The sequence below is a fragment of the Dactylosporangium sp. NPDC005555 genome (genome assembly GCF_040605635.1).
GTDB lineage: Bacteria > Actinomycetota > Actinomycetes > Mycobacteriales > Micromonosporaceae > Dactylosporangium.
Genome location: NZ_JBEXDG010000023.1, coordinates 16,954 through 38,834 on the forward strand (window position 1 = coordinate 16,954; position 21,881 = coordinate 38,834).

At 70.7% G+C, this 21,881-nt stretch carries 24 protein-coding genes; 13 read left to right on the forward strand and 11 right to left on the reverse strand.

What is annotated here, in order from left to right:
* Positions 1-62 precede the first annotated feature (62 nt).
* The 3 genes from ABZS58_RS25295 (at position 63) to ABZS58_RS25305 (ending at position 2,535) form a co-directional block, all read left to right on the forward strand.
* Positions 63-656 (forward strand): allophanate hydrolase subunit 1, encoded by a 594-nt coding sequence (locus ABZS58_RS25295; protein WP_354785434.1) that lies wholly within the window; start codon positions 63-65, stop codon positions 654-656.
* Positions 653-1,507 carry a biotin-dependent carboxyltransferase family protein gene (locus ABZS58_RS25300; protein ID WP_354785436.1) on the forward strand — a complete coding sequence of 285 codons (855 nt, stop codon included), beginning with the start codon at positions 653-655 and terminating at the stop codon, positions 1,505-1,507. The genes ABZS58_RS25295 and ABZS58_RS25300 overlap by 4 nt, the downstream gene beginning before the upstream one ends.
* Before the next feature lie 260 nt (positions 1,508-1,767).
* Positions 1,768-2,535, forward strand: a complete 768-nt coding sequence (locus tag ABZS58_RS25305; RefSeq protein ID WP_354785438.1) for a 5-oxoprolinase subunit PxpA — start codon at positions 1,768-1,770, stop codon at positions 2,533-2,535.
* A 109-nt stretch (positions 2,536-2,644) separates the two neighbouring features.
* On the opposite strand, the gene ABZS58_RS25310 is transcribed toward ABZS58_RS25305, so the two are convergent.
* The 6 genes from ABZS58_RS25310 to pdhA form a co-directional block, all read right to left on the reverse strand.
* On the reverse strand, positions 2,645-4,483 hold the full coding sequence (locus tag ABZS58_RS25310) for an NHL domain-containing thioredoxin family protein (protein WP_354785440.1): 1,839 nt from the start codon (positions 4,481-4,483) through the stop codon (positions 2,645-2,647).
* 63 nt (positions 4,484-4,546) lie between these two features.
* The gene (locus tag ABZS58_RS25315) at positions 4,547-5,983 is read right to left on the reverse strand and encodes a hypothetical protein (RefSeq protein WP_354785442.1); all 1,437 of its coding nucleotides are present in this window, start codon (positions 5,981-5,983) and stop codon (positions 4,547-4,549) included.
* 768 nt (positions 5,984-6,751) lie between these two features.
* The gene (locus ABZS58_RS25320) at positions 6,752-6,886 is read right to left on the reverse strand and encodes a hypothetical protein (RefSeq protein ID WP_354785444.1); all 135 of its coding nucleotides are present in this window, start codon (positions 6,884-6,886) and stop codon (positions 6,752-6,754) included.
* Positions 6,887-7,091: 205 nt separating this feature from the next.
* Complete coding sequence (locus ABZS58_RS25325; RefSeq protein ID WP_354785446.1) at positions 7,092-8,525, reverse strand: dihydrolipoamide acetyltransferase family protein; 1,434 nt, start codon at positions 8,523-8,525, stop codon at positions 7,092-7,094.
* Between the two features lie 11 nt (positions 8,526-8,536).
* Positions 8,537-9,517 (reverse strand): alpha-ketoacid dehydrogenase subunit beta, encoded by a 981-nt coding sequence (locus ABZS58_RS25330; RefSeq protein ID WP_354785653.1) that lies wholly within the window; start codon positions 9,515-9,517, stop codon positions 8,537-8,539.
* Positions 9,514-10,647, reverse strand: coding sequence for a pyruvate dehydrogenase (acetyl-transferring) E1 component subunit alpha (gene pdhA / locus ABZS58_RS25335; RefSeq protein WP_354785448.1), 1,134 nt, complete (start codon positions 10,645-10,647; stop codon positions 9,514-9,516). Before pdhA ends, ABZS58_RS25330 begins: the two co-directional genes overlap by 4 nt.
* Before the next feature lie 351 nt (positions 10,648-10,998).
* On the opposite strand from pdhA, the gene ABZS58_RS25340 reads away from it, so the two are divergent.
* Positions 10,999-11,583: a hypothetical protein gene (locus ABZS58_RS25340; RefSeq protein WP_354785450.1), complete on the forward strand. Its 585-nt coding sequence runs from the start codon at positions 10,999-11,001 to the stop codon at positions 11,581-11,583.
* 25 nt (positions 11,584-11,608) lie between these two features.
* Here ABZS58_RS25340 and ABZS58_RS25345 read toward each other — a convergent pair whose 3' ends face one another.
* Together ABZS58_RS25345 and ABZS58_RS25350 are read right to left on the reverse strand one after the other, a co-directional pair.
* Entirely contained in the window at positions 11,609-11,788 is a 180-nt protein-coding gene (locus tag ABZS58_RS25345; RefSeq protein WP_354785454.1) for a hypothetical protein, read from the reverse strand.
* Positions 11,788-12,045, reverse strand: a complete 258-nt coding sequence (locus ABZS58_RS25350; RefSeq protein ID WP_354785456.1) for a hypothetical protein — start codon at positions 12,043-12,045, stop codon at positions 11,788-11,790. Before ABZS58_RS25350 ends, ABZS58_RS25345 begins: the two co-directional genes overlap by 1 nt.
* A 177-nt stretch (positions 12,046-12,222) precedes the next feature.
* Between ABZS58_RS25350 and ABZS58_RS25355 the strand changes: the two genes are divergently transcribed.
* The 4 genes from ABZS58_RS25355 (at position 12,223) to ABZS58_RS25370 (ending at position 15,227) form a co-directional block, all read left to right on the forward strand.
* Positions 12,223-13,077 carry a helix-turn-helix transcriptional regulator gene (locus ABZS58_RS25355; protein WP_354785457.1) on the forward strand — a complete coding sequence of 285 codons (855 nt, stop codon included), beginning with the start codon at positions 12,223-12,225 and terminating at the stop codon, positions 13,075-13,077.
* Positions 13,078-13,095: 18 nt separating this feature from the next.
* Positions 13,096-13,296 (forward strand): DUF397 domain-containing protein, encoded by a 201-nt coding sequence (locus ABZS58_RS25360; protein ID WP_354785459.1) that lies wholly within the window; start codon positions 13,096-13,098, stop codon positions 13,294-13,296.
* Positions 13,297-13,534: 238 nt separating this feature from the next.
* A complete protein-coding gene (locus tag ABZS58_RS25365) occupies positions 13,535-14,089 on the forward strand; it encodes a GNAT family N-acetyltransferase (protein ID WP_354785461.1) in 555 nt (184 codons plus the stop codon).
* A 100-nt stretch (positions 14,090-14,189) separates the two neighbouring features.
* Positions 14,190-15,227: a DUF4192 domain-containing protein gene (locus ABZS58_RS25370; RefSeq protein WP_354785463.1), complete on the forward strand. Its 1,038-nt coding sequence runs from the start codon at positions 14,190-14,192 to the stop codon at positions 15,225-15,227.
* On the opposite strand, the gene fdhD is transcribed toward ABZS58_RS25370, so the two are convergent.
* Complete coding sequence (fdhD, locus tag ABZS58_RS25375; RefSeq protein WP_354785465.1) at positions 15,112-16,173, reverse strand: formate dehydrogenase accessory sulfurtransferase FdhD; 1,062 nt, start codon at positions 16,171-16,173, stop codon at positions 15,112-15,114. The genes ABZS58_RS25370 and fdhD overlap by 116 nt on opposite strands.
* A 64-nt stretch (positions 16,174-16,237) precedes the next feature.
* Here fdhD and ABZS58_RS25380 point away from each other — a divergent pair, with 64 nt between their 5' ends.
* From ABZS58_RS25380 to ABZS58_RS25390, 3 genes are all read left to right on the forward strand, one after another.
* Positions 16,238-16,843, forward strand: a complete 606-nt coding sequence (locus ABZS58_RS25380; protein ID WP_354785467.1) for an NTP transferase domain-containing protein — start codon at positions 16,238-16,240, stop codon at positions 16,841-16,843.
* Entirely contained in the window at positions 16,840-17,085 is a 246-nt protein-coding gene (locus tag ABZS58_RS25385; protein ID WP_354785469.1) for a DUF6457 domain-containing protein, read from the forward strand. The genes ABZS58_RS25380 and ABZS58_RS25385 overlap by 4 nt, the downstream gene beginning before the upstream one ends.
* 67 nt (positions 17,086-17,152) lie before the next feature.
* Positions 17,153-18,217, forward strand: a complete 1,065-nt coding sequence (locus ABZS58_RS25390; RefSeq protein WP_354785471.1) for a hypothetical protein — start codon at positions 17,153-17,155, stop codon at positions 18,215-18,217.
* An 11-nt stretch (positions 18,218-18,228) separates the two neighbouring features.
* On the opposite strand, the gene ABZS58_RS25395 is transcribed toward ABZS58_RS25390, so the two are convergent.
* A complete protein-coding gene (locus tag ABZS58_RS25395; RefSeq protein WP_354785473.1) occupies positions 18,229-18,642 on the reverse strand; it encodes a DUF6232 family protein in 414 nt (137 codons plus the stop codon).
* 255 nt (positions 18,643-18,897) lie between these two features.
* On the opposite strand from ABZS58_RS25395, the gene ABZS58_RS25400 reads away from it, so the two are divergent.
* On the forward strand, positions 18,898-19,755 hold the full coding sequence (locus tag ABZS58_RS25400) for a helix-turn-helix transcriptional regulator (RefSeq protein WP_354785475.1): 858 nt from the start codon (positions 18,898-18,900) through the stop codon (positions 19,753-19,755).
* 43 nt (positions 19,756-19,798) lie between these two features.
* A complete protein-coding gene (locus tag ABZS58_RS25405) occupies positions 19,799-19,969 on the forward strand; it encodes a DUF397 domain-containing protein (RefSeq protein WP_354785477.1) in 171 nt (56 codons plus the stop codon).
* A gap of 24 nt (positions 19,970-19,993) precedes the next feature.
* On the opposite strand, the gene ABZS58_RS25410 is transcribed toward ABZS58_RS25405, so the two are convergent.
* Entirely contained in the window at positions 19,994-21,880 is a 1,887-nt protein-coding gene (locus tag ABZS58_RS25410) for a beta-propeller domain-containing protein (protein WP_354785479.1), read from the reverse strand.
* Position 21,881: the final 1 nt, after the last annotated feature.

Sequence of the window (21,881 nt, forward strand, 5' to 3'; positions counted from 1 at the left end):
CAGGTTACGGTACCGTAGGTTACTGGCAAGTATAGAAGTGGCGACCAACTATGGTGTCGGTCATGGAGATCCGCCCTGTCGGGAGATCCGCGCTGTTGATCGAGGTCGACGATCCCCTCGCGTGGTTCGCCGCGCTGGACGCCGAGCGGGCCGCCGGGCGTCTCGCGGTCACCGACATCGTCCCCGGTGCGCGGACCGTCCTGCTCGACGGGGTGTCCTCGATCGCCGCCGTCGCCGCGACCCTGCGCTCCTGGCCCCCGCCGCCCCGCTCCGCGCGGGACGCGGACGCGATCAGCATCCCGGTCACGTTCGACGGACCGGATCTCTCCACGGTGGCTCGTTGTGCCGACCTCTCGGTCGACGCCTTGATCGCGGCCTTGACCGGGACCACGTTCACCGTCGCGTTCGGCGGGTTCGCGCCCGGGTTCGCATATCTCAGCGGCCTGCCGTGGTCGGTGCCGCGGCTCGACAACCCGCGACCCCGGGTCCCCGCCGGGTCGGTGGCGCTTGCCGCGGAGTTCGCCGGCATCTATCCGACCGCGTCCCCGGGCGGCTGGCAGCTCGTCGGCCGCACCGACACCGTCCTGTTCGGCATCGACCGCGACCCGCCTGCCCTGCTGACCCCGGGGCTTTGCGTGCGATTTGTCGCATCATGAGAACGCTTTCCGTGACGGTCGCCGGCCCGCTGACCACCGTGCAGGACCTGGGCCGGCCCGGCTTCGCGCACCTCGGCGTCCCGCGGTCCGGCGCCCTCGACCAGCCCGCACTCCTGCTCGGCAACCGACTCGTCGGCAACCCACCCTCCAGCGCCGCCCTGGAGATCACGCTCGGCCCGTTCGCCGCGACGATGTCCTTCGCCGGCACCCTCGCGCTCACCGGCGCCGCCGCCCCGCTGCGCGTCGGAGGCCGCCCCGCGCCGCTCAACGCCCCCGTGGCCTTCCGTCGCGGCGACCGCATCGAGGTCGGTCGTGCCGTCGCGGGGTTGCGCGGATACCTGGCCGTCTCAGGAGGCTTTTCCGCGGCGTCGGTACTGGGTAGCCGCTCCACCGACACCCTTTCGGCGCTCGGTCCCGCGGTCGTGCGGCCGACCGCCTCCCTATCCGTCGGCCCACGTGCCGACGAACCATCCACTGTGGACGTCGCCCCGCGCCCCGCCCTCGGCGGCCCGATTGTGCTCGGCCTTTCCTGGGGTCCCCGCGACGACTATTTCACCGCGGCGTCCGCGTTGCTGACTGGCTCGTACACCATCGGCAACGACAGCAACCGGGTCGGCGCGCGGCTCAGCGGCCCCACCCTCACCCGAGCCCACCACCGCGAACTCCCGAGCGAGGGCATCGTCCTCGGCGCCGTGCAGGTCCCGGCCTCCGGCCAGCCGCTCGTCTTCCTCGCCGACCACCCGACCACCGGCGGCTACCCGGTCGTCGCCGTCGTCGACCCCTCGGACCTGCCGCTCCTCGCCCAGGCCCGCCCCGGCGACACCGTCCGTTTCCGCGCCCCCCGCCGGTGACCTCGGCGCTCGCCGGCGGCGGGTCCCGGTCGTGGGGATCTACTGTCGCTCGCCCCGGCGGGACCGTCCGTTTCGGTGCCCCGCGCCGGTGACCTCGGCGTTCGCCGGCGGCGGGTCCCGGTCGTGGGGATCTACTATCGCTCGCCCCGGCGGGACCGTCCGTTTCGGTGCCCCCCGCCGGTGACCTCGGCGTTCGCCGGCGGCGGGTCCCGGTCGTGGGGATCTACTGTCGCTCGCCCTGGGAGATACCGTTCGTTTTCGTGGACCTCAACAGTGACCTCGGCGAAGGCTTCGGTATCTGGACCCTGAGCGACGACGACGCCCTCCTGGAGCTCGTCACCAGCGCCAACGTGGCCTGCGGCTTCCACGCCGGCGACCCCACCACGATGCGCCGCGTCTGCACCCGCGCCCTTGCCCTCGGCGTCCGCGTCGGCGCCCAGGTCAGCTACCGCGACCTGGCCGGCTTCGGCCGCCGCCGCATCGACGTGGATCCCCAGACCCTGACCGACGAACTCCGCTACCAGATCGGAGCCCTGTCGGCCTTCGCCCCGATCTCCTACATCAAGCCCCACGGCGCCCTCTACAACACCGCCGCCACCGACCCCGCCCACGCCTCCGCCGTAGTAGCCGCAGCGAGTGTCGCGGGAGTAGGTGACGCGAGCGTTGGGAGTGCTGCGACGCTGGGGCTTCCGGTGCTGTGCCAGCCAGGTTCGGTGCTGGCCCGCCTCGCGGCCGACGCGGGTCTCCGAGTCGTCGGCGAGGGCTTCGTCGACCGCGGCTACCTCCCGGACGGCCGCCTCGTCCCCCGCGGCACCGACGGCGCGATCCTGACCGACATCGCCGCCGTCGCCGAACGCGCTGTCCGCATGGCCCGGGACGGCGAGGTCGTCGCGGTCGACGGCTCCGTGCTGCATCTGCCGTTCGAATCCTTGTGCGTCCACGGCGACACCCCAGGCGCGGTCGCGATGGCCACCGCGGTCCGCGCCGCCCTCATCGCCGCAGGCCTCCCACCGACCCCCTTCGCCTGACTCACTCCGCCCGGCCAGCGTGTCACCCGTGATCCGGAAGACTCTTTGTCGCCAGAACAGCAAAAAGTCTTCCGGATCACGGGACGGGTGGCGGCGGGGCTCGGGGTCGTCAGGCGTCCAGGCCTCGCAGGACCAAGGGGAGGCGGGCGGCGCCGTCCTTCGTCACCCGGATCGGGACGCCCCAGTCCTGGCGGGTGAGGTGACAGGCGGGGAACTCCGCGTCGATGTCGCACGTTGCGGCCTGAGCGACGACCTGCAGGACACCCTCGGCGACGTCGGGGGAGAGGACCAGGCGGCGGCGCAAGGTCTGCGTCACGCCGGCGCCCTCCAGGAGCAGCTCCGGCGGCGAGGCCGACACCTCCAGGCGGGTCGACGGGCCGAACGACTCGTCGAGCTTCTGGCCCGGGGCCGGTTCGAAGATGAGGTCGAGCTCGACCTCGCCGGGGGAGAGCACGGTCGAGGGACGTTCGGTGCGGTGGCGGACGCCCGCGACGTCGACGCCCGCCGCGGTCAGGGCGCCGGGGGCGAGGCGGACGAGGCGGTGGGCGCCCGACTCGACGACCACGATGTCGCCGGTCGCGCTCAGCACCAGGTCACTCGGCTCCTTCAAGCCCTCGACGACCGTGGTGACGGCGTCGCCGGCGATGCTGCGGATGGCGCCGTTGTACGTGTCGGCGACCAGCACGCTGCCGTCGGCGAGAGCGAGCAGGCCGAGCGGGTGCTGCAGCAGCGCCTGCGCGGCGGGACCGTCGACGTGCCCGAAGTCGAACAGGCCCTGCCCGGCGACCGTGTGCATCTGGCTGCCCTCGACATACCGCACCGCGCTGGCCTCGCTGTCGGCGATCCACAGCTTCGTGCCGTCGGGCGGCACGGACAGGCCGGACGGCTGCGCCATCCACACCTCGTGCAACGGGCCGTCGCGGAGCGCCTCGACGGTCGTGCCCGCATAGACGCCGGCGGTGCGCTGCACCGGGTTGAACCACCACAGCTGGTGGATGCCCGCCATCGCGATCACGACCCGGTCGTCGAACCACGCCACGTCCCACGGCGACGACAGGTCGACGGCGAGGGAGTCGTGGGCGTCGAAGTCGACGCTGCCGCGCCACTGGCGGCCGGTGCCGGCGACGGTGGTGACCTCGCCGGTGGCCAGCTTCAGGCCGCGTAGCAGGTGATTGACGGTGTCGGCGATGACCACGTCATAGCCCGCGACGTCGGCCACGTGCGGGGGCAGCAGGCACAACCCGCCGGGCTCGGAGAACTCGGGATCCGTGCCGTCCTTGCTTCCGCGCTGACCGGTGCCGATCCGGCGGACCAGGGTCTCGTTGTCGGCGTCGAGCTCCACGAGGGACTGGTGCGTCGAGTCGGCGACCAGGAAATGTCCGTCGGCGAGCGCCAGCGCCTTGCCGGGGAACCGCAGCACTGTCTGCTCCGTGCTGGGCGCGGCGTGCGGTGCGGAGCCCCGCCGCAGGGTGCCCCGCGCGTCGTGGACGCGGACGAGCTCCTCGACCAGCCGGGCCAGCCCCTCGGCGTGTCCTTCGCCGGCCATCGTCGCCACGACATAACCCTCGGGGTCGATGACGGTCAGTGTGGGCCAGGCCTTCGCCGCATACTGCTGCCACATGTCCATCTCGGGGTCGTCCAGCACGGGGTGGTCGACCCCATATCGCTCGACGGCCGCCGCGAGCGCCGCCGCGTCCTTCTCGTGCTCGAACTTCGGCGAGTGCACACCAATGGTCACCAGCACGTCGGCGAAGCGCTCTTCGAGGGGGCGCAGCTCATCCAGGACGTGCAGGCAGTTGATGCAGCAGAAGGTCCAGAAATCGAGCAGGACGATCTTTCCGCGCAGATCGGACAGGGTGAGTCCGTCTGTGTTGAGCCATCCACGGCCCCGCAGTTCGGGAGCGCGGACGCGGGCCTTGAGCAGTGGCGACTGCGCCGGGTCGGTCATGCCCCAAGTCTGCCCGAGCACCCCGGTCCGATGCTGGACCAGGGCGCTCGCGTCACGATCTGTCTACTTCGCCGCTGCGGGGCGTAGGCAGAGGACCTCGTCCTTCTGCCCCTTGTGCTGCAGCACGACGTACGGCTGGCTGGCGTCCGAGCAGCTCTCCGGCTTCTCGACCTTCTGCACGATGGTGAACGCGTCCTTGTCCGAGCAACTGGCCTTCTTCGCCGAGCCGCCGTCCTGCTTGACGCACGAGTTGACCGCGAAGCTGGTGCTGCCGGCGTTGTTCAGCGCCACCACGATCCCGGTGCCGGCGACCGCGAGAAGGAACACGACCACCACCACGACGAGGCCGAGCACGAGTCCTCGCTTGCTCTTCGTTGCCGGCGGCGGCGTCGGTACGACCGGATCCCCGCCCGCCGGCTGCGCTGCCTGCGGCGGCGGTGGGTCACCGGGCATGGTGACGAGGTCGCTGTAGTGCGGCCCGGCCGGCGCGGTCGGCACGGAGGCCTGATACACGCCGGTCGCCGGGGGAGGGGCGGCCTGGTAGATGCCGGTCGCGGGCGGTGCCGAGGTCGGACCGGCCGCCGGGGGGCCGCTCGCGGGTGGGACCGAGACCTGGGCGCGTGCCGCGTACGCCGCCGGCGGGATCTTGCCGAGGTTCGGCGGTGCCGGGACCGCTCCGGCGGACTCCTCAACGGCGCCGTAGGCCGCGGGCGGCGCGGACGTGGGCGAACCGTACGCGGGCGGCGCGGACGTCGGCGAACCGTACGTGGCCGGCGGCGCGGAGGTCGGGGAGCCGTAGGCGGCGGCAGGCGGAGCGGAGATCGGGGCGCCGTAGGCCGGGGCGCCGTACGCGGCGGGCGGCGCTGAAGCGGGCGGTGCGGACATCGGCGGGGCAGCGGCGGGCGGGGCGCCGTACGCGGACGCGGCGGGGGTCGGCGTGCCATACGTCGCCGGAGGGGCGGACGTCGGCGGGGTGCCGTACGTGGCAGGCGGCGCGGACGTCGGCGGGGCGGCGGAGCCGGGGACCTGAGCGGTGCCGTACGACGACGGCTGGCCCGGGGTCTGCGGCGCGCCGGACGTCGGCGGCTGGATGGCGCCCGGGACCTGAGCGCTGCCGGAAACCTGGGCGGTGCCGTAGGTCCGGGCACTGCCGGAGACGGGGGCGGCGGAGACGGGAGCGTTGCCGTGCTGCGCGCCGGGCACCTGAGCGGCGCCAGCCGACCCACCCGACGCCGGCCCGCCGGAGACCGGGTAGCTGGGGACCTGGGCGTAGCCGCCGGACGGGTTGTTTCCGGAGGCCGGCTGGACAGGCACTTGTGCGGAGCCGGCCGGGCCGCCTGACGCCGGGTAGCCGGGGACCTGCGCGTAGCCGCCGGACGGGTTGTTGCCGGAGGCCGGCTGGCCGGGGACCTGGGCGGTGCCGCCCGGCCCGCCGGAGGTCGGATAACCGGGGACCTGGGCGTAGCCGCCGGTCACTTGTGCGGAGCCGGCCGCGGGCACCTGCGCACCGCCGGAACCACCACCAAAAGCCGGACCGGAACCACCACCAAAAGCCGGACCGGAAACACCATCGGAAACCGGGCCGGAAGCGACCCCGAAAGCCGGACCGGAAGCCGCGGGGCCGAACGGCGGGCCGGAGGCCGGGCTGCTCAGCGCCGGTCCAGCCGGTGCGCCCGGAGCCTGGACGTCGGCCGGAGGGGCGGGCGGAGCGGATGGTGGCGGTGGAGTGTCAGAGGCCTGCGGAGCGGGTGTGAAACCGGGGAAACTGCCCGCCGGACCCGCCGGCACAGGCGGCGGCACGCGGGCCGGCAGCGGGCTGACCGGCGGGGCGAACGGCCCGGCCGGCGGGAACGGCCCAGGCCGCGCAGGTTGCTCGTCGTCTTCGGCGGTTTCACCCGAAGGGGCGGCGGGAGAGCCATACGTGGCCGGCACAGGAGGCGCAGCCGGGGAGGTCGGCTGGGCGGGGGGCCTGGAAGGCATCGGGACCGACGCGGTGGCTCGCACGGTGCCGGCCGCCGGTGGCGTGCCGGGCGGGGGTGAGCTCGGCGCGCTCGCCGCACTCTCGTCCGCTTCGGACGGGTGGGGCTGGTCGGGCGTCATCGTGCCTCCTGTGGGTCAGACCCTTGCGACCGTAGTAGACCCGAACCGTACATGGCAGATCGGAGGCTCAGGTTCGCACGAGCTGCGCTCCCAGGATAGGTGAACAAAGAGGAGCCGCCCCGGTCCGGGGAGGGCGGACCAGGGCGGCAAGAGGGCGGCGCAACAGGCTCAACTTCTGCTGAGCATGGCGTGGAGTTCGTCGCGCAGGGCGCTGGACGGGTTCTTGGCGATGGCGCGCTCGATCGCGTCGAGACGACGGGCGGCGCTGCGGCGGGCGCGGTAACGCTCGATGAAGGTGCTCACGGCTGGCTCCTCAGGATGTAAGGACGAAACTTGCCTCGCATCCATTACACGCCCGGCGGAAGATCCATAGCCAGCGAATAGCAGGTGATGCGGCGCACGTACCGACGATTCGTAGGCACATGGGCTGCGCAAATGCCCAGTTCGTCGGCCATATGACAACGGCCCGGCGCCGAAGCGCCGGGCCACCTGCCGTGAATTGGACTGCTCAGCTCCAGGCCAGGAGCGATCCCTCGGGGTCTTCGAGGAAGGCGCCGACGTCGCGCAGGAACTTCGAGCCCAGCTCGCCGTCGATGATCCGGTGGTCGAACGACAGGCCGAGCGTCGTCACCTGCCGGATCTTGATCTTGCCCTTGTGGACCCAGGGGGTGTCGCGGACGGCGCCGAACACCAGGATCGCCGACTCGCCCGGGGGCAGGATCGGTGTGCCCGTGTCGATGCCGAACATGCCGACGCTCGTGATCGTGAACGTGCCGCCGCTCATCGCCGCCGGGGACGTCTTGCCCTCGCGGGCGGTGGTGACCAGGGCGTTGAGCGCGTCGGCGAGCTCCCGTGTGGTGAGCGCGTCGGCGTCCTTGACGTTGGGCACGATCAGGCCGCGCTCCGTCGCCGCGGCGATGCCGAGGTTGACGTAGTGCTTGACCACGATTTCAGAGCCCTGCCACGACGAGTTGACCATCGGGTGGCGCTTGAGCGCGACCAGGGCCGCCTTGGCGACCATGAGCAGCGGCGATACCCGGACGTCGCGCCAGTCGCGCTTGCCCTTCAGCCGCTCGAGGGCCTTCATCGACCGGGTGACGTCGACCGTCAGGAACTCGGTGACGTGCGGCGCGGTGAACGCGCTGGCCACCATGTTCTCGGCGGTCAGCTTCCGCACGCCCTTGACGGGGATCCGCTCCTCGCGGCCGACCCGGGGCGCCGCCGTGACAGCCGGAGCCGGCGCGGCCGGAGCGGCCGAGACGGACATGACGTCGTCCCGCGTGATCGAGCCGTTCGGGCCTGAGCCGGAGATGCCGGCCAGGTCGATCCCCAGGTCTCTCGCCAGCTTGCGGACGGGAGGCTTGGCGAGCACCGGTCCCGCCTGAACCCCGGTCCGGCCCACGGGCTCCGCCTGAACCGTAGGCACCGGATCCTCCGTCGGGGCCACGCGCTCCGCCTCGACCGGAGGCGACGCTACGGGCGGGGCGGCGGGCGCAGGCTGTACACCTGCTGCGGCCGCTCGAGGACGGCGCTTCGCGGCAGCCGTCTTCGGGCCGTAGCCCACGAGCACCGCGGTGCGGCCGCCCGGTGCGGGACCGCCGATCATCCCGGGCTCGACCGGCTGGTCACCGGCGATCTCGACGGCCGCCAGCGACGCCGCGGAGGGCATCGCGGCCGACTCGACCGGCGCGCCACCGGGGTCGGTGTCGATCGCGATGATCGGGGCGCCGACCTCGACGGTCGTGCCCTCGGGGTGGAAGATCTTGGCGACCTGGCCGGCCCACTTGGCGGGGATCTCGACCGCGGCCTTGGCGGTCTCGACCTCGACGATCGGCTGGTTGAGCTCGATCGTGTCGCCGACGTTGACCAGCCACTTCAGGATTTCGCCCTCGGTGAGGCCTTCGCCCAGATCGGGAAGGTTGAACTCTTTGACCCGTGTCACCGCGCGTCCCCCTAGAACCCGAACGAGCGGTCGACGGCGTCGAGCACCCGGTCGAGGTCGGGCAGATACTCTTCCTCGACGCGGGCCGCCGGGTAGGGCGTGTCGAAGCCGGTGACGCGCAGGACCGGCGCCTCGAGGGAGTAGAAGCACTCCTCGGTGATCCGGGCCGAGATCTCCGACCCGAGGCCCAGGTTGCCGGGCGCCTCGTGCACGACGATCGCGCGACCGGTGCGCCGCACCGACTCGTACACCGGGCGCATGTCCAGTGGCGAGAGCGTGCGCAGGTCGATGACCTCCAGCTGGCGCCCGTCCTCGGCGGCGGCGGTCGCGGCGTCCAGCGCGGTGCGGACCATCGGGCCATAGGCGAGCAGGGTGGCGTCGGTGCCGGGGCGCACGGTCCGCGAGACGTGCAGCGGTGCGCTCGCGGTGTCGACGTTGACCTGGCCCTTCTCCCAGTAGCGGCGCTTGGGCTCCATGAAGATGATCGGGTCGTCGGACTCGATCGACTGCTGGATCATCCAGTACGCGTCGTCGGGGTTGGAGCAGGAGACGACCTTGAGGCCGGCCGTGTGCGCGAAGTAGGCCTCGGGTGACTCGGAGTGGTGCTCGACCGCGCCGATGCCGCCACCGAAGGGGATCCGGATGACGATGGGCAGGCTGACCTTGCCCTGGGAGCGGTAGTGCATCTTCGCGACCTGCGACACGATCTGGTCGTAGGCCGGGTAGACGAACCCGTCGAACTGGATCTCGCACACCGGCCGGTAGCCGCGGATCGCGAGGCCGACGGCGGTGCCGATGATGCCCGACTCCGCCAGGGGCGTGTCGATGACGCGCTCGTCGCCGAAGTCCTTCTGCAGGCCGTCGGTGATGCGGAAGACGCCGCCGAGCTTGCCGACGTCCTCGCCCATGATGAGGACCTTCGGGTCGCGCTCCATCGCCCGGCGCAGGCCGGTGTTGAGCGCCTTGCCGATCGTCAGGGTCTCGGCCATCAGTGCCCACTCCCCTCGAACGACGAAAGGTACTTGTCGAACTGCTCCCGTTGCTGGTCGAGCTCCGGCGAGCCGTGCGGGTAGACGTGGTCGAACAGGGTCCGCGGGTCGGGGTCGGGCATGTTGAGGACGCGCTCGCGCAGGTCGGCCGCGGCGACCCGGGCCTCCTCGTCGATCGCGGCGAAGAAGTCGTCGCCCGAGATGCCCTGCTTGGCCAGGAACGCGCGCAGCCGCGTGATCGGGTCCTTCGCCTGCCACGCCTCGACCTCGCTGGCGATGCGGTAGCGGGTCGGGTCGTCCGACGTCGTGTGGGCGCCCATCCGGTACGTGTACGCCTCGATCAGCGACGGGCCCTGGCCGTGCCGGGCGTCGTCGAGCGCCTTGCGGGTGACCGCGTAGCAGGCGAGGACGTCGTTGCCGTCGACCCGCAGGCCGGGGAAGCCGAAGCCGCTGGCCCGGTGATACAGGGGGACGCGCGTCTGCCGCTCGAGCGGCTCGGAGATCGCGTACTGGTTGTTCTGGCAGAAGAACACCATCGGGGCGTTGAAGACCGAGGCCCAGATGAACGCCTCGTTGACGTCGCCCTGGCTGGTCGCGCCGTCGCCGAAGTAGGCGATGACGGCCTCGCCGTCGTCGGAGCCGACCTTGCCGTCCTTGGTGATGCCCATCGCGTATCCGGTCGCGTGCAGCGTCTGTGCGCCGATGACGATCGTGTACATACCGAAGTTGAACTCGTTCGGGTCCCAGGCGCCCTGGTCGACGCCGCGGAACAGCGTCAGCGGAGCGATCGGGTCGACGCCGCGGGTGTAGAGCACACCGTGCTCGCGGTAGGTGGGGAACGCCATGTCCTGCTTGCGCAGCGCCCGGCCCGAGCCGACCTGCGCGGCTTCCTGGCCCAGCAGGCTCGCCCAGATGCCCAGCTCGCCCTGGCGCTGCAGGGCGGTCGCCTCGGCGTCGAGCTTCCGGACCACGACCAGGTCGTGGTAGAGCGAGCGGTATTCCTCATCGGTGAAGTCGACCGAGTAGTCGGGGTGTTCGACCCGGTCTCCCTCAGGGGTGAGCAGCTGCACGAACGCGGGTTCAGGCGCGGCCCGTGTTGTGTGCGTCCGGGCCTTTGCTTCGCCCTTCGCCATCCGTTTCTCCCTGTCGTCTCTCGCGTCGGCAGCGGGGGTGACCGTGCCGCGCAGCGGGGGTGGCTGCTACGCGGCTGCCCTGTTGAGGCCGGCGCGTCGCGGTGGGTGTGACTGGATCACGCCCGGGAGCCGGCCCTGAGGCTCAGTCGCAGGGTATGCGGACGATTCAGCCCCGTTGCCGGTGTGTGTCCAGCATCGCAGAAGCCGTGTCGATCGACACCATGGAGTCCGCCTTCACTAGGGGTTGAAGGTCAAAAAATCCCTCCAGACCGGGCAGATCCCCGCCCGGCGTGCGGCAGTTGTCCCTATGAGCTTCGTACTGCCTTCCCCCGCACACTGGAGCGCACCGAGTTGGAATCCGACGTCCGCACGCACCGCATACTCTCGCCGAACCGGCGCCCGCTGCTCATTTCCGCCCTGCTCGTGGCCCTGACCTCGGTGCCGACCCTCATCGTGGTCGCCGCCGGCAGCGCCTCGCTGGACACGGCGCCATCCGTCCGTCCGCCGATCGTCGCCGAGCCGCGCCCCGGCCCGCTCGTGCTCGCGCCGACGCCCAGCAGTGGGCTGCACAGCACGGACGTGCCGTCGCTCGCGGCGGAGCCGACCGCGCCGCAGCCCCCGGTGACCATCTCGAGGTCGCGCGCGAGCGTGCGTGCCTCGGGTGGCTCCGGTGGTGGTTTCTCCGTCGGTACAGGTGGCAAGACGCCTGTCAAGGTGCCGGCCGCACCGGCACCGGCTCCATCGCCGCCCGCGCCCGAGGCGGAGGCGCCGCCGGCCACCACCCCTCCGCCGCCCGCCCGGGATCCGATCCAGAACAAGGCGTGGCCGGGCTGGGACGGCAAGCTCAAGGGCAAGAAGGAAGCGGTGAAACTGCACCGTGGTCAGCGGCCCCGAACGGGGTCGGCCGATCAGTCAGATCCGGCGGACCGTGTTTAGCGTTGGGTGATTTTGTGCGCGCGGGTCAGCGGCCGGCGCGGGTGTTGGAGTTGCGGGTCACCACTGCCCAGGCGGTGGAGAACGGCTTGCAGGGCCAGTGCGCGCAGCCGGCCGCGCAGCGGGTGACCTGCTGGACCCGCAACGGCTGGTGACGTGCCACGAGGCGGCGTGCGTCGGTCACGGCGTGGTCGTAGATGACGGCCATCAGAACCCCTGCGCGGCTGGCGCGGTCCACAGGATCCGGGCGGGATAGAGCTGCTGGGCGGTCGCGAGCGCGGCCTCCGCGGACTGGAAAACGGCGATCTCGGACTTCCCATTCCCCAGACGCCACGTGAGCACGGCCTGATCCGGCAGCTCGTGACCCCAGGCGACAACTTGAGGGTGGTCGTCGTCGCAGGGATCGGCGACAATGCCGAAGAGCCGTGGAGCGCCTTCGAGCAGGATCACGTCGTCTTCGATCACGACGGATCTCCCTCCGGCAGAGGAACCATCTCTGACCGCCTCAGAATGCATGTGCAGGTTTCGCCCGGCAATACGTTCCGTCAAAGTTGAGTAGAGCAACCCAATCGCTCACTGACGGACGTGCTTGCGCGACAACCCGGTAACGGACACACTCGTCCTGAGTAATGGAGGTGAGTGGTGTCGCAGGTGCACAGCCCCACGTTCCCCCGCTTCCAGTTGGGCAAACAGCTCCGGCGACTGCGTGAGCAGGCAAGGCTCACCACCGAGGACGTCGGCCTGCAACTTGACTGCTCGCCCAGCACGATCAGCCGCATGGAAGGCGGGAAGGTCGGCATCCGCCGCAGCACCCTCGAACAGTTGCTCAAGATTTACGACGTTGATGATCGCGATCTCACGGAGACATTGATCGCACTCGCGAAGGAAGGCAAGACGCGGGGGTGGTTCGCCCGCTTCGGCGACCTGCCGAGCCACTACTCCCGCTACATCGGGCTGGAGTCCAACGCGATCGAGATGCGGGACTACGAGGCGCTGGTCGTGCCGGGCATGCTCCAGACCGAGGAGTACACCCGGGCGCTGCTCGCCGCCGCGTCCCCCTCGGGCGAGTCGGAGGACGCCGTTCAGGCGCACGTCAGCGCCCGTCGTGAGCGGCAGGAGCTGCTCACCAAGGCCGAAGATCCATTGCAGTTCATCGCGGTCCTCGACGAGAGCGTCATCCGGCGCCTCATCGGCGGACCCGACGTCATGCGGTCGCAGCTCAAGCACCTGGCCGACATGGGCCGGGCGAGGAACGTGACGGTCCAGATCCTTCCGTTCAGCGGAGGGGCCTATGCCGGCATGGCTGGGTCCTTCGCGATCCTCAAGTTCCAAGGTGCACCAAGTGTCGTGTATGCCGAAGCCATGGCAGGGGACATCTACCAGGAAGCCGGGGATGTCCAGCGGTATCACGACGTGTTCGAAAGCCTGCGAGCCGCCGCGCTCAGCCCATTCGAGTCGGTCAAGTTGATCGAGTCCGTGGGTGCTGAGACGGCCTGACAACGAAGGAGTGCGCAGATGGCTGCGCTGAACGAGGGGTGGCACAAGCCCACCCGAAGCGGTAACAACGGACAGTGCGTCGAAGCACGGTTCGTCGACGGCGTCGTCGAGGTCCGCAACTCCAACGCCCCGGACGCGGGGTCGGTGCGCTTCACCCGCGCCGAATGGGAGACCTTCATCGCCGCGGTCGACACCGACGGTGAATTCCGCCTGCCGTAGGTCCGCCTTATTCACCACCAGTCTGAGCAAACAGCGAAGGGGCCGCCCCGACCGGCGGTCCCTTCGTCGTAGCTGCGAGCCGTTTCTGATGTTATCGCTAACCGGCCTGATCCATAACCTTCTGGTCGCGATCCGCGTGATGCTACAAAAGGCGTGAAACGGTCGGGGGGCGGTCAGCCCGGGTGCAATACCGCGATGTGGGTGTCGCGGAGGCTCGCACCGGAGTAAGCATGGATGCATGGTGACTGTTCGCGCAGATCACGGCGTGGGTGGCAGTGTCGCGACGCTGCAGCCGACGATCCGGGCGTACCGACCGACGGACCATCGAGAGTGCCGCCAGCTGTGGGCCGAACTGACCGAGGAGCACCACCACCTCTACCCGGCCGCACCGCCCGCGAGCGGCGATCCGGGTGCCGCGTTCGAGGAGTACCTCACCCGGCTCGACCTGTCGGGGATGTGGGTCGCCGAGATCCTCGGGGTCGGGGTGGTCGGCATGGTCGGCCTCATCCTCGACGGCCGCGGCGGGCAGGTCGAGCCGCTGGTCGTGGCGTCGGCCCGGCGCGGGGAAGGCATCGGGCGGGCACTGCTGTCGCACGTCGCCGATCAGGCGCGGCGGCGAGGCCTCGGGCAGCTGAGCATCTCGCCGGCGGCCCGCAACCTCGACGCCATCCGGTGCCTGCACGCGGCGGGATACGACGCGCTGGCCAGGGTCACGCTCGCCATCGACCTGCACCCGGGCGGGCAGGACTGGCAGGACGGTATCGACCTGCACGAGCAGCGCTTCCGGTATTAGGTGTCAACTGGTTCTTCGTGACTGTGGATCAAATCGGACGTTGTCCACAGCCGAAAACCGCTAGTTCCCGTGCGTGGCGGCGACCGCCAGGCTCGGGTGCATGACGACCGTGTCCTCCACCCTCGCGCAGCCCCGGCTGCGGCTGCGCACACCCGCCGACATCCTCGCCGGCACGCCTTACCTCTTCGGGTTCCACCCGGCCGACAGCCTCGTCGCCCTCGGCGTGCGCGACAAGCGGCTGTGCTTCCACATGCGCGACGACCTGCCCGACCCCGGCGACGACATCGGGCCCCGCGCCGAGAGCTATGGCGCGATGTTCGGGCGCCAGCACGTCGACCACGTCGTCCTCATCGGCTACGGGCCGCCCGAGCGCGTCGAGCCCCTCATCGCCGCGACCACCGCGGCGATGCGCCGCCACGGCATCGCCGTGCACGAGATGCTCTGGGCGCACGAGGGGCGCTATCGGTCGTTCATCTGCGAGTCGCCGCACTGCTGCCCGGCGGAGGGCCAGCCCTATGACGTGTCCGCATCGTCGGTCGCGGCGACCGCCACGCTGATCGGCATGGTCGCGCTGCCCGACCGCGCCACCCTCGTCGACAGCCTCGCCGGCCCGACCGGCCCGGCCCTGGACACGGCCGAGCGCGCGACCCGGCACGCCCAGACCCGCCTCGCCCGCTCCGCCGGCGCACCGGCCGACGGCGAGACCGCCCTCGACGCGGCACTTCGACACACCCGGTCCGGCGACCGCCTCACCGACGACGAGGTCGCCTGGGTCGCCCTCCTCATCCACAACCTGGCGCTGCGCGACGAGGCGTGGATGCGCATCGACCGTGACCTCGACACCGCTCTCGAGGTCCACGAGCGGCTGTGGACCGACGTGCTGCGCCGCTGCGTGCCCGCCTTCGCCGCGCCCGCCGCGATGCTCGTCGCCTACGCGGCCTGGCGCTCCGGCAACGGGGTCCGCTCCCGCATCGCGCTGGACCGCGCCTTCGACGCCGACCCCGGCTATCGCGCCGCCAGGCTCATGGCCGAGATCCTGGACCGGGGGCTGTCGCCGCAGTCGCTCCCGCCGATCGTGCGACGGGACCGGCGACCTGCTCCAGCCCGGCGACGCGTTGTGCGCCGCAGTAAACGTTGAAGGTCGGCCCGCGCAGGAAGCCGATAAGCGTCAGCCCGGCCTCCGCGGCGAGGTCCACGGCGAGCGTGCTCGGCGCCGACACCGCGGCGAGCACCGGGATGCCGGCCATCCACGCCTTCTGGGCCAGCTCGAAGCTGGCCCGACCGCTCACCATCAGCACGTGACCGGCGAGCGGGAGCCTTCCCTGGCGCGCCGCCCACCCGATGACCTTGTCCACCGCGTTGTGCCGCCCCACGTCCTCCCGGAGGCAGACCAGCGTTCCGTTCGCGTCGAAGAGCCCAGCCGCGTGCAGCCCACCCGTCGTCTTGAAGGCCCGCTGTCCCTCCCGCAGCGTGTCCGGCAGCGCGGCCAGCACGACCGGCTCGACCGTGACCGGGTCCGCAGCCACGTCGAACCGTGACCGGGTCCGCACCGCGTCGATGCTCGCCTTCCCGCACACGCCGCACGAGGAGGTGGTGTAGAAGTTCCTGGCCGGATCGACCTCGGGCGCCGGCACCCCGGCGGCCAGGACCACGTCCACGACGTTGTACGTGTTGGGTTCCTGATCCCCGGCACACAGCTGCGCCGTCCGGACGTCGTCGATCGCCCTGATGACCCCCTCGGTCATGAGGAAGCCGATGGCCAGATCGAGGTCGTCCCCGGGCGTGCGCATGGTGACCGCCAGCGGTGGCCTGGGCGTGCCGCCCGTCCCGACCCTGATCTCGAGCGGCTCCTCCGCCACCAGTGTGTCCGGCCCTACCTTGACCACAACTCCGCCCCGCGGCGCGGCGCGGAGGTCGCGCTGGTTTCCGGCCGGGGCCGCCGCGTGGTTCTGAGCGTGGCCTGCCGCGTGGTCCGCGACCTGGCCGAGGGCCTGCACCGCACCTTGAGCCGTTGGGTGGGGCTCGTCCTGGTGCGGGGTGAGGGTGACCCGGGCGATCGTGCGCCGTTGCGTGACGCGTCCCATGGGTGGGCCTCCGGGGAGCGGGGAGTGGTTCCGGTCGTTGCCCGGTCGACGGTACGTTCTGGGCATGGGTGCAGCCACCGCATGGCCTGAACTCGCGGCCGTGATCCTTGCCGGGGGTGGTGGCACGCGGGTCGGGGGCAGGGACAAGCCGTCGCTGCTCGTCGGCGGGGTGGCGATGCTCGACACGGTGCTCGGGGCGGTCGCGGGGGCGGGGCTGCGGATCGTGGTCGGGCCGCCAAGGGACGGGTTGCCCGAAGGGGTGCGCACCGTCAGGGAGAGTCCGGCAGGAGCAGGGCCGGCGGCCGCCACCGCGGTTGCGCTCGCGCTCATTCCGCCCGAGGGTCCGGAGCTGGTCGGGGTGTTCGCCGCGGATCTGCCGCACCTGACCGCGGCGGCCGTGGGAGTGCTGATCGGCGCGATCAGTGACGGCGTGGACGGGGCGGTGTTCGTCGACGGGCGGGGGAAGCGGCAGCTGCTGTGTGGGGTGTGGCGCGCCGAGGCGTTGCGAGGCGCGGTTGAGCGGCTTGGAGAGGCCGAAGGAAAGTCGATGCGAGCGGTGTTCGAAGGGCTGGTCGTGGCGGAGGTCGGATGGGGCAGGGCAGGACCGGCGCCGTACTACGACTGCGACACCGACGAAGACCTGCGCCGGGCAGAAGGAGCAAGCGCATGAGTGAGGGCACGACGGAGCAGGACCTCAGAGCCTGGGTGGTGCGGGCGTGTGCGGAGCTCGGGTTGGAGCCGCTGGAGGCCGGGGCGCAGGCCGCGATCCTCGACCTCGCGCGGGACGTGGCGCACAACGTGGCCAGGCCGGGAGCGCCCGTGACGGCGTTCCTGCTGGGCGTCGCCGTCGGGCGCGGTGCCGACCTGCACGAAACGCAGGCGCGACTGGTGGCGATGACGGAAAACGCCTGAAGGGCCCAGAGGGCACGGGGAGTGCATCGTCTGGATAGGGTGAGGCCCGGGGGGATTGGAGGCGGTCATGGCGGATGATCAGGACTACGAGGCAGCGCTGTTCGACGATGAGGACCCTATCGGCGGGGACCTCAAGGAGAAGGTTGCCGAGGCCTGGCGCGACTTCGCGCGGCACCTGGTCGACGCGCTGCGGCAGCTCGACCCGGGCACGACGCTCGATCTGACGCTCGACCCGACGGCGTCGGGGACCGGGGACGCCATCTATTCGGTGCAGGTGACCGGTGAGGACGGCGACATGCTCGCCGCGACCGCGGTCGGCAACGCGGACCTGCCCACGGCCTATCGGCTGGGCCGGACCGTGATCGCGCAGACGGTGGCGCTGGGGTGGTCGCCGCCCGGTGTGGTGCCCGGGTCGGGTGAGGCCTTCGGGATCCGGGTGCCGAAGAGCGACGCCGTGCAGCTCAGCCGGCTCATCATGCGGACGTTGCGCGACATCTACGGCACGCCGCATCCCGCGTTCCTCACCTATCTCGCCCACGACGCGCAGGGGCTGGTGGCGGCGCTGCCGTCGCTCGGGGTGGCGCGGTCGCTCGCGTCGATCGTCGAGACCGACGGTGACGGGCCGGTGGCCGTGGTGCGGGCCAAGCACAACCAGGTCGGCGAGGAGCAGGACGATCTGCCGCTGCACGACAAGGTGATCACGGTCGTCGCCCGGCTGATGAAGACGACGCCGGAAGAGCTGACGATCGACCCCGACGGGGACATCGGCATCCGGTCGGGGTCGGCGATGGTGTTCGTCCGGGTGCGGGACAACCCGCCGCTGGTGGACGTGTTCTCGCCGATCCTGACCGAGATCGAGCCCACCGAGCGGCTCTACGTGAAGCTGTCCGAGCTCACCAACCGGATGCCGATCGGCCGGCTGTATTGCACCAACGACACGGTGTGGGCGTCGGTGCCCGTGTTCGGCCGGGACTTCCAGGCGACCCACCTGATGCTCGCCGTGCAGGTGATGACCGGGCTCGCGGACGAGCTCGACGACCGCCTGCAGGGCGAGTTCGGCGGGAAGCGCTTCTTCGGTGAGAACGACGCCCCCAAGCAGGTCGAGGGCGAGCGCACGGGGATGTATCTCTAACCAGCGGAACGCTAGAGACCGCACGAGCGGCGCAGCGCCCGGGACACCCGCCCGAAGAGGTCGGCGTCCCGGGTGCGCAGCAGGGTGACCCGCGTGCCGCGGTAGTCGGCGAGCAGCATGTGCTGCCGGGGCCAGCGGCGCGCGTAGACGAGTCCCACGATCCAGGTGATCAGCAACGCCGACAGGGCGACCAGGATGACAGGGACCGATCCGGTGGTCGCCGCCGCGCCGAGGACTACGACGTTGGCGATCCCGACCGCGATGCAGGCCCGGACCCCCGGGTGCAGGGCGCCGGTGCCGTGCGTCGGACGCGTCAGTTCAGCGATCTCGTAGCGGACGCTGTCAGTGGCGAAGATCCGGTCGGTCACCAGGATCCCGTGCTGGTTGAAGTGGATGATGGGCCGCTGAGGTGCGTAGGAACTCATGGGATGCGCTCCTTGCTGCTGTGTCGGCGTCCGGATCGCGGACGCCGACGCGACGAAAAAGGAGGCGGCAACCGGCCACGGTGACGGCCGCCGTCCAGGAGAAGCTTTCGCGTCGCCGTCGCTGGGTGAGGCGGATCATGCAGTCTCACCGGTAAGCTTCTGTATCTATTGCGCATCAACTGGCCCAGAGATGCAAGTGCAACCCTGTGCCGAAAGTTCTCAGTTTTTGTGCGTCGATGCGGTACGGTGTGCATGATGTCGTCGAAGCCGAGCCCGACTCTGCTCCGTCGTCAGCTCGGGGCAGAGCTGCGACGGTTGCGTGAGGCTGCCCGGAAGACGGCGGCCGAGGTCGCCGCCGAGCTCAAGTGGTCCGAATCCAAGGTCAGCCGGATCGAGACCGCCAACAGCAGTGTCCGCAACCCGGACCTGGTGAAGCTGTTCGACCTCTACAAGACCTCTGATACCGATCGGAGCCGGATCACCGCTCTCGCCGCCCAGTCCCGCCAGCGGGCGTGGTGGGAAGCGTATGGTGAGGCACTGCTCGGCGCCTATGAGACGTATATCGGGTTCGAATCCGAGGCGTCCGACGTCTTCATTTACGACGCGGTCATTCTCAACGGATTGTTGCAGACCGTGGAATACGCCGGGGCGATCATCAATTCGGTGTCCGCCGGGGAGCGGCCCGATGTGGTGAATCAGCGGGTAAGTGTCCGGATGGCACGGCAGGCGGTCCTGACCCGGGACCCACCGCCGAGGATCTGGGCAGTGCTCGACGAGGCCGTCCTCAAGCGGCCCGTCGGCGGCACCAGCGTCATGAAACGGCAGCTCATGAGGCTGCTGGAGATCGCCGACAGACCGACGGTGACGCTGCAGATGGTGCCGTTCGAGGCAGGTGCGCACCGCGGGATCGACGGTGTGTTCACCATTCTCGAGTTCGCCGGCGCGACCGAGCAGTCGATCGTCTATTGCGACGGTATGACCGGCGGGGTGTTCCGCACCCGGCCGGAGGAGGTCCGGCGCTATCTGATGGCGTTCGAATCGCTGCGGACGGTGGCACTGAGTCACGCCGAGACACTCGAATACATTCAGCGGGCCATTCGCGAATACGAGTAGCCCGGGCATTTCCGCGAAGGGACAACGAACGATCATGAGCATTATGTGGCGGAAGAGCACGCGCAGCGGAGCCAGCGGCTGCGTCGAGGTGCTGCTCGACCCCAGGGCCGTCGGCATCCGCGACTCGAAGGACGCGAACAGTCCCGAGATCTTCGTCGAAGCGGCAGCGTGGCGTGCGTTCGTGCAGCACGTCGTCACCCCGCTGACCAAGTAAAAGGAGCAGAACCGAAAAATCGGTTTATAGCGTGATCCAGGCCTGTTCGGCCAGGGTCGCCGCGTCGGTCGCCTTCAGGCCCTGCTCAGACAGCGTCCACAGGGTGCCACCGACGATCAGTGAACGACGGATCATCGTGTAGCGACCGGGGTGGGTGATCGCACCCGCCTCGGTGATCGCCGTCTCGCTCACCTTCAGTACCAGCACGCTCGGCTGCCGATCGTTCCAGACCGGCACCGCGAGCAGCCCCAGCGGCTGCCAGAACAGGAACGCGTGCGGATCGTATTCGGCCTCCGAGCCGCCGCCCTTCCGCTGGTGCTGGGCCACCCGCGAAGGATGCGCCGGGTCCCGCACGTCGAACAGCGACACCTGCAGGCCCTGCACCCGGCCCTGCGCGCTGGCGTCCTGCCCCAGACCCAGCAGCCGCCCGTCGCCGGCCGGATGGAGATATGCGGAGTACCCCGGAATCTTCAGCTCCCCGACGACCTTCGGTGCCGAAGGATCGCGCAGGTCGAGCGTGTAGAGCGGGTCGGTCTGCCGGAACGTGACCACGTAGCCGGCCGTGCCGATGAAGCGCACCGAGTAGATCCGCTCACCCTTGCCGAGGCCGTCGACCTTCCCGACCTGCGTCAGCCGGCCACCGTTCAGCCGCAGCACGTAGACCGCCGACGATGTCGTGTTGTCCAGCGAGTTGGTGGTCGCGATGCGCAGATGACCGTCCCACTCGGACATCGAATACTGGTTGAGCAGCCAGCCCGGCACCTCACCCGACGCCACGAACCGCGGTTTTCCCGCGCCGCTGATGTCGAACCTGAAGACCTGCGTCACAGGAGCGGGAGGAGACGCGGTCCTTCTGAATGACATGACCCGCCAGCGCTGGTCGTTGGCGATGTACAGGCTGGGCCCGTTGGCATACACCGTGTCGCCGTCGGCCACGACCGACACCGGGTCGCCACCGCCGAGCGCCGCCCCGGTCAGGTCGAAGGTCAGCACCGTCAGCATCGCCGTCGCCGAATAGGTGGCGGGCCGGCTCACCGCGCCACAGTCGACGCGGCCCTCGGTGCGCTTGCCGGCGGCATCCGTCGCGGTCCACCGCGGCAGCCACGCGTCGACGGGCGCGGCGTTGACCGCCGACCGGTTCGCCGCGATCCGCGCCTCGTCGCTGTCGAACTTCGACACGTCGGGGAACGCCACCTGCGGACGGGACGCCACGACGACCCGGGCGGTGCCGCCGACCTGCCGGGCGTCGAGCAGGCCGCCCTCGATCGTGAAGCGGCCGACCACCTTCGGCGCACCAGCGAGGTCGACGAGCGTCATCTGCGCGCCCGCGACGCCCGGCACCCCGTCGAGGTCCGACTTGTAGTCGTAGCCGAGCACGAGCGCGCGGTCGCCGGCCAGCAGCAGCTCGGTGACGTTGACAGCGCTCTTGCCGCTGGCGTCGTCGACGGTGCCGAGTGCGAGCGACCCCGAAACGGCGCGGGTCGCCACGTCGACGACCTTCAGGGACCCGTGCGCGAGGGTCACGATCCGCTTGCCGTCGGTCTTCACGAGATCGGGCTCCTCGACCCCGGCCTCATGGTTGTTGGTGCCCGAATACTCCTGCCCGGCCACCGGCGCCGCGCCCTTGCTGAGCATGTTGGTGTCGCCCTGCATCGCCGCGCGACTGTCCGCGACCCCGCCGCCGCGCCACATGCCGCCCATGGCGGCGAAGCCCCACGGCCCGACCGCGTCCGCCGCGGCGCCCCGCAGCGACCGCAGCAGCTCTTCGCACGAGTCGAAGGCGACCAGCTTGAACGCCGGCGCCGGCCCGGGCACCGTCGAGCCTGCGGGCGAAGCCGGTTCCGGCGCGGTGGAGGTACACCCGGCGACAACCAGGCAAAGGGCACTCAACGCGGCGAGCGAGCGTCTCATG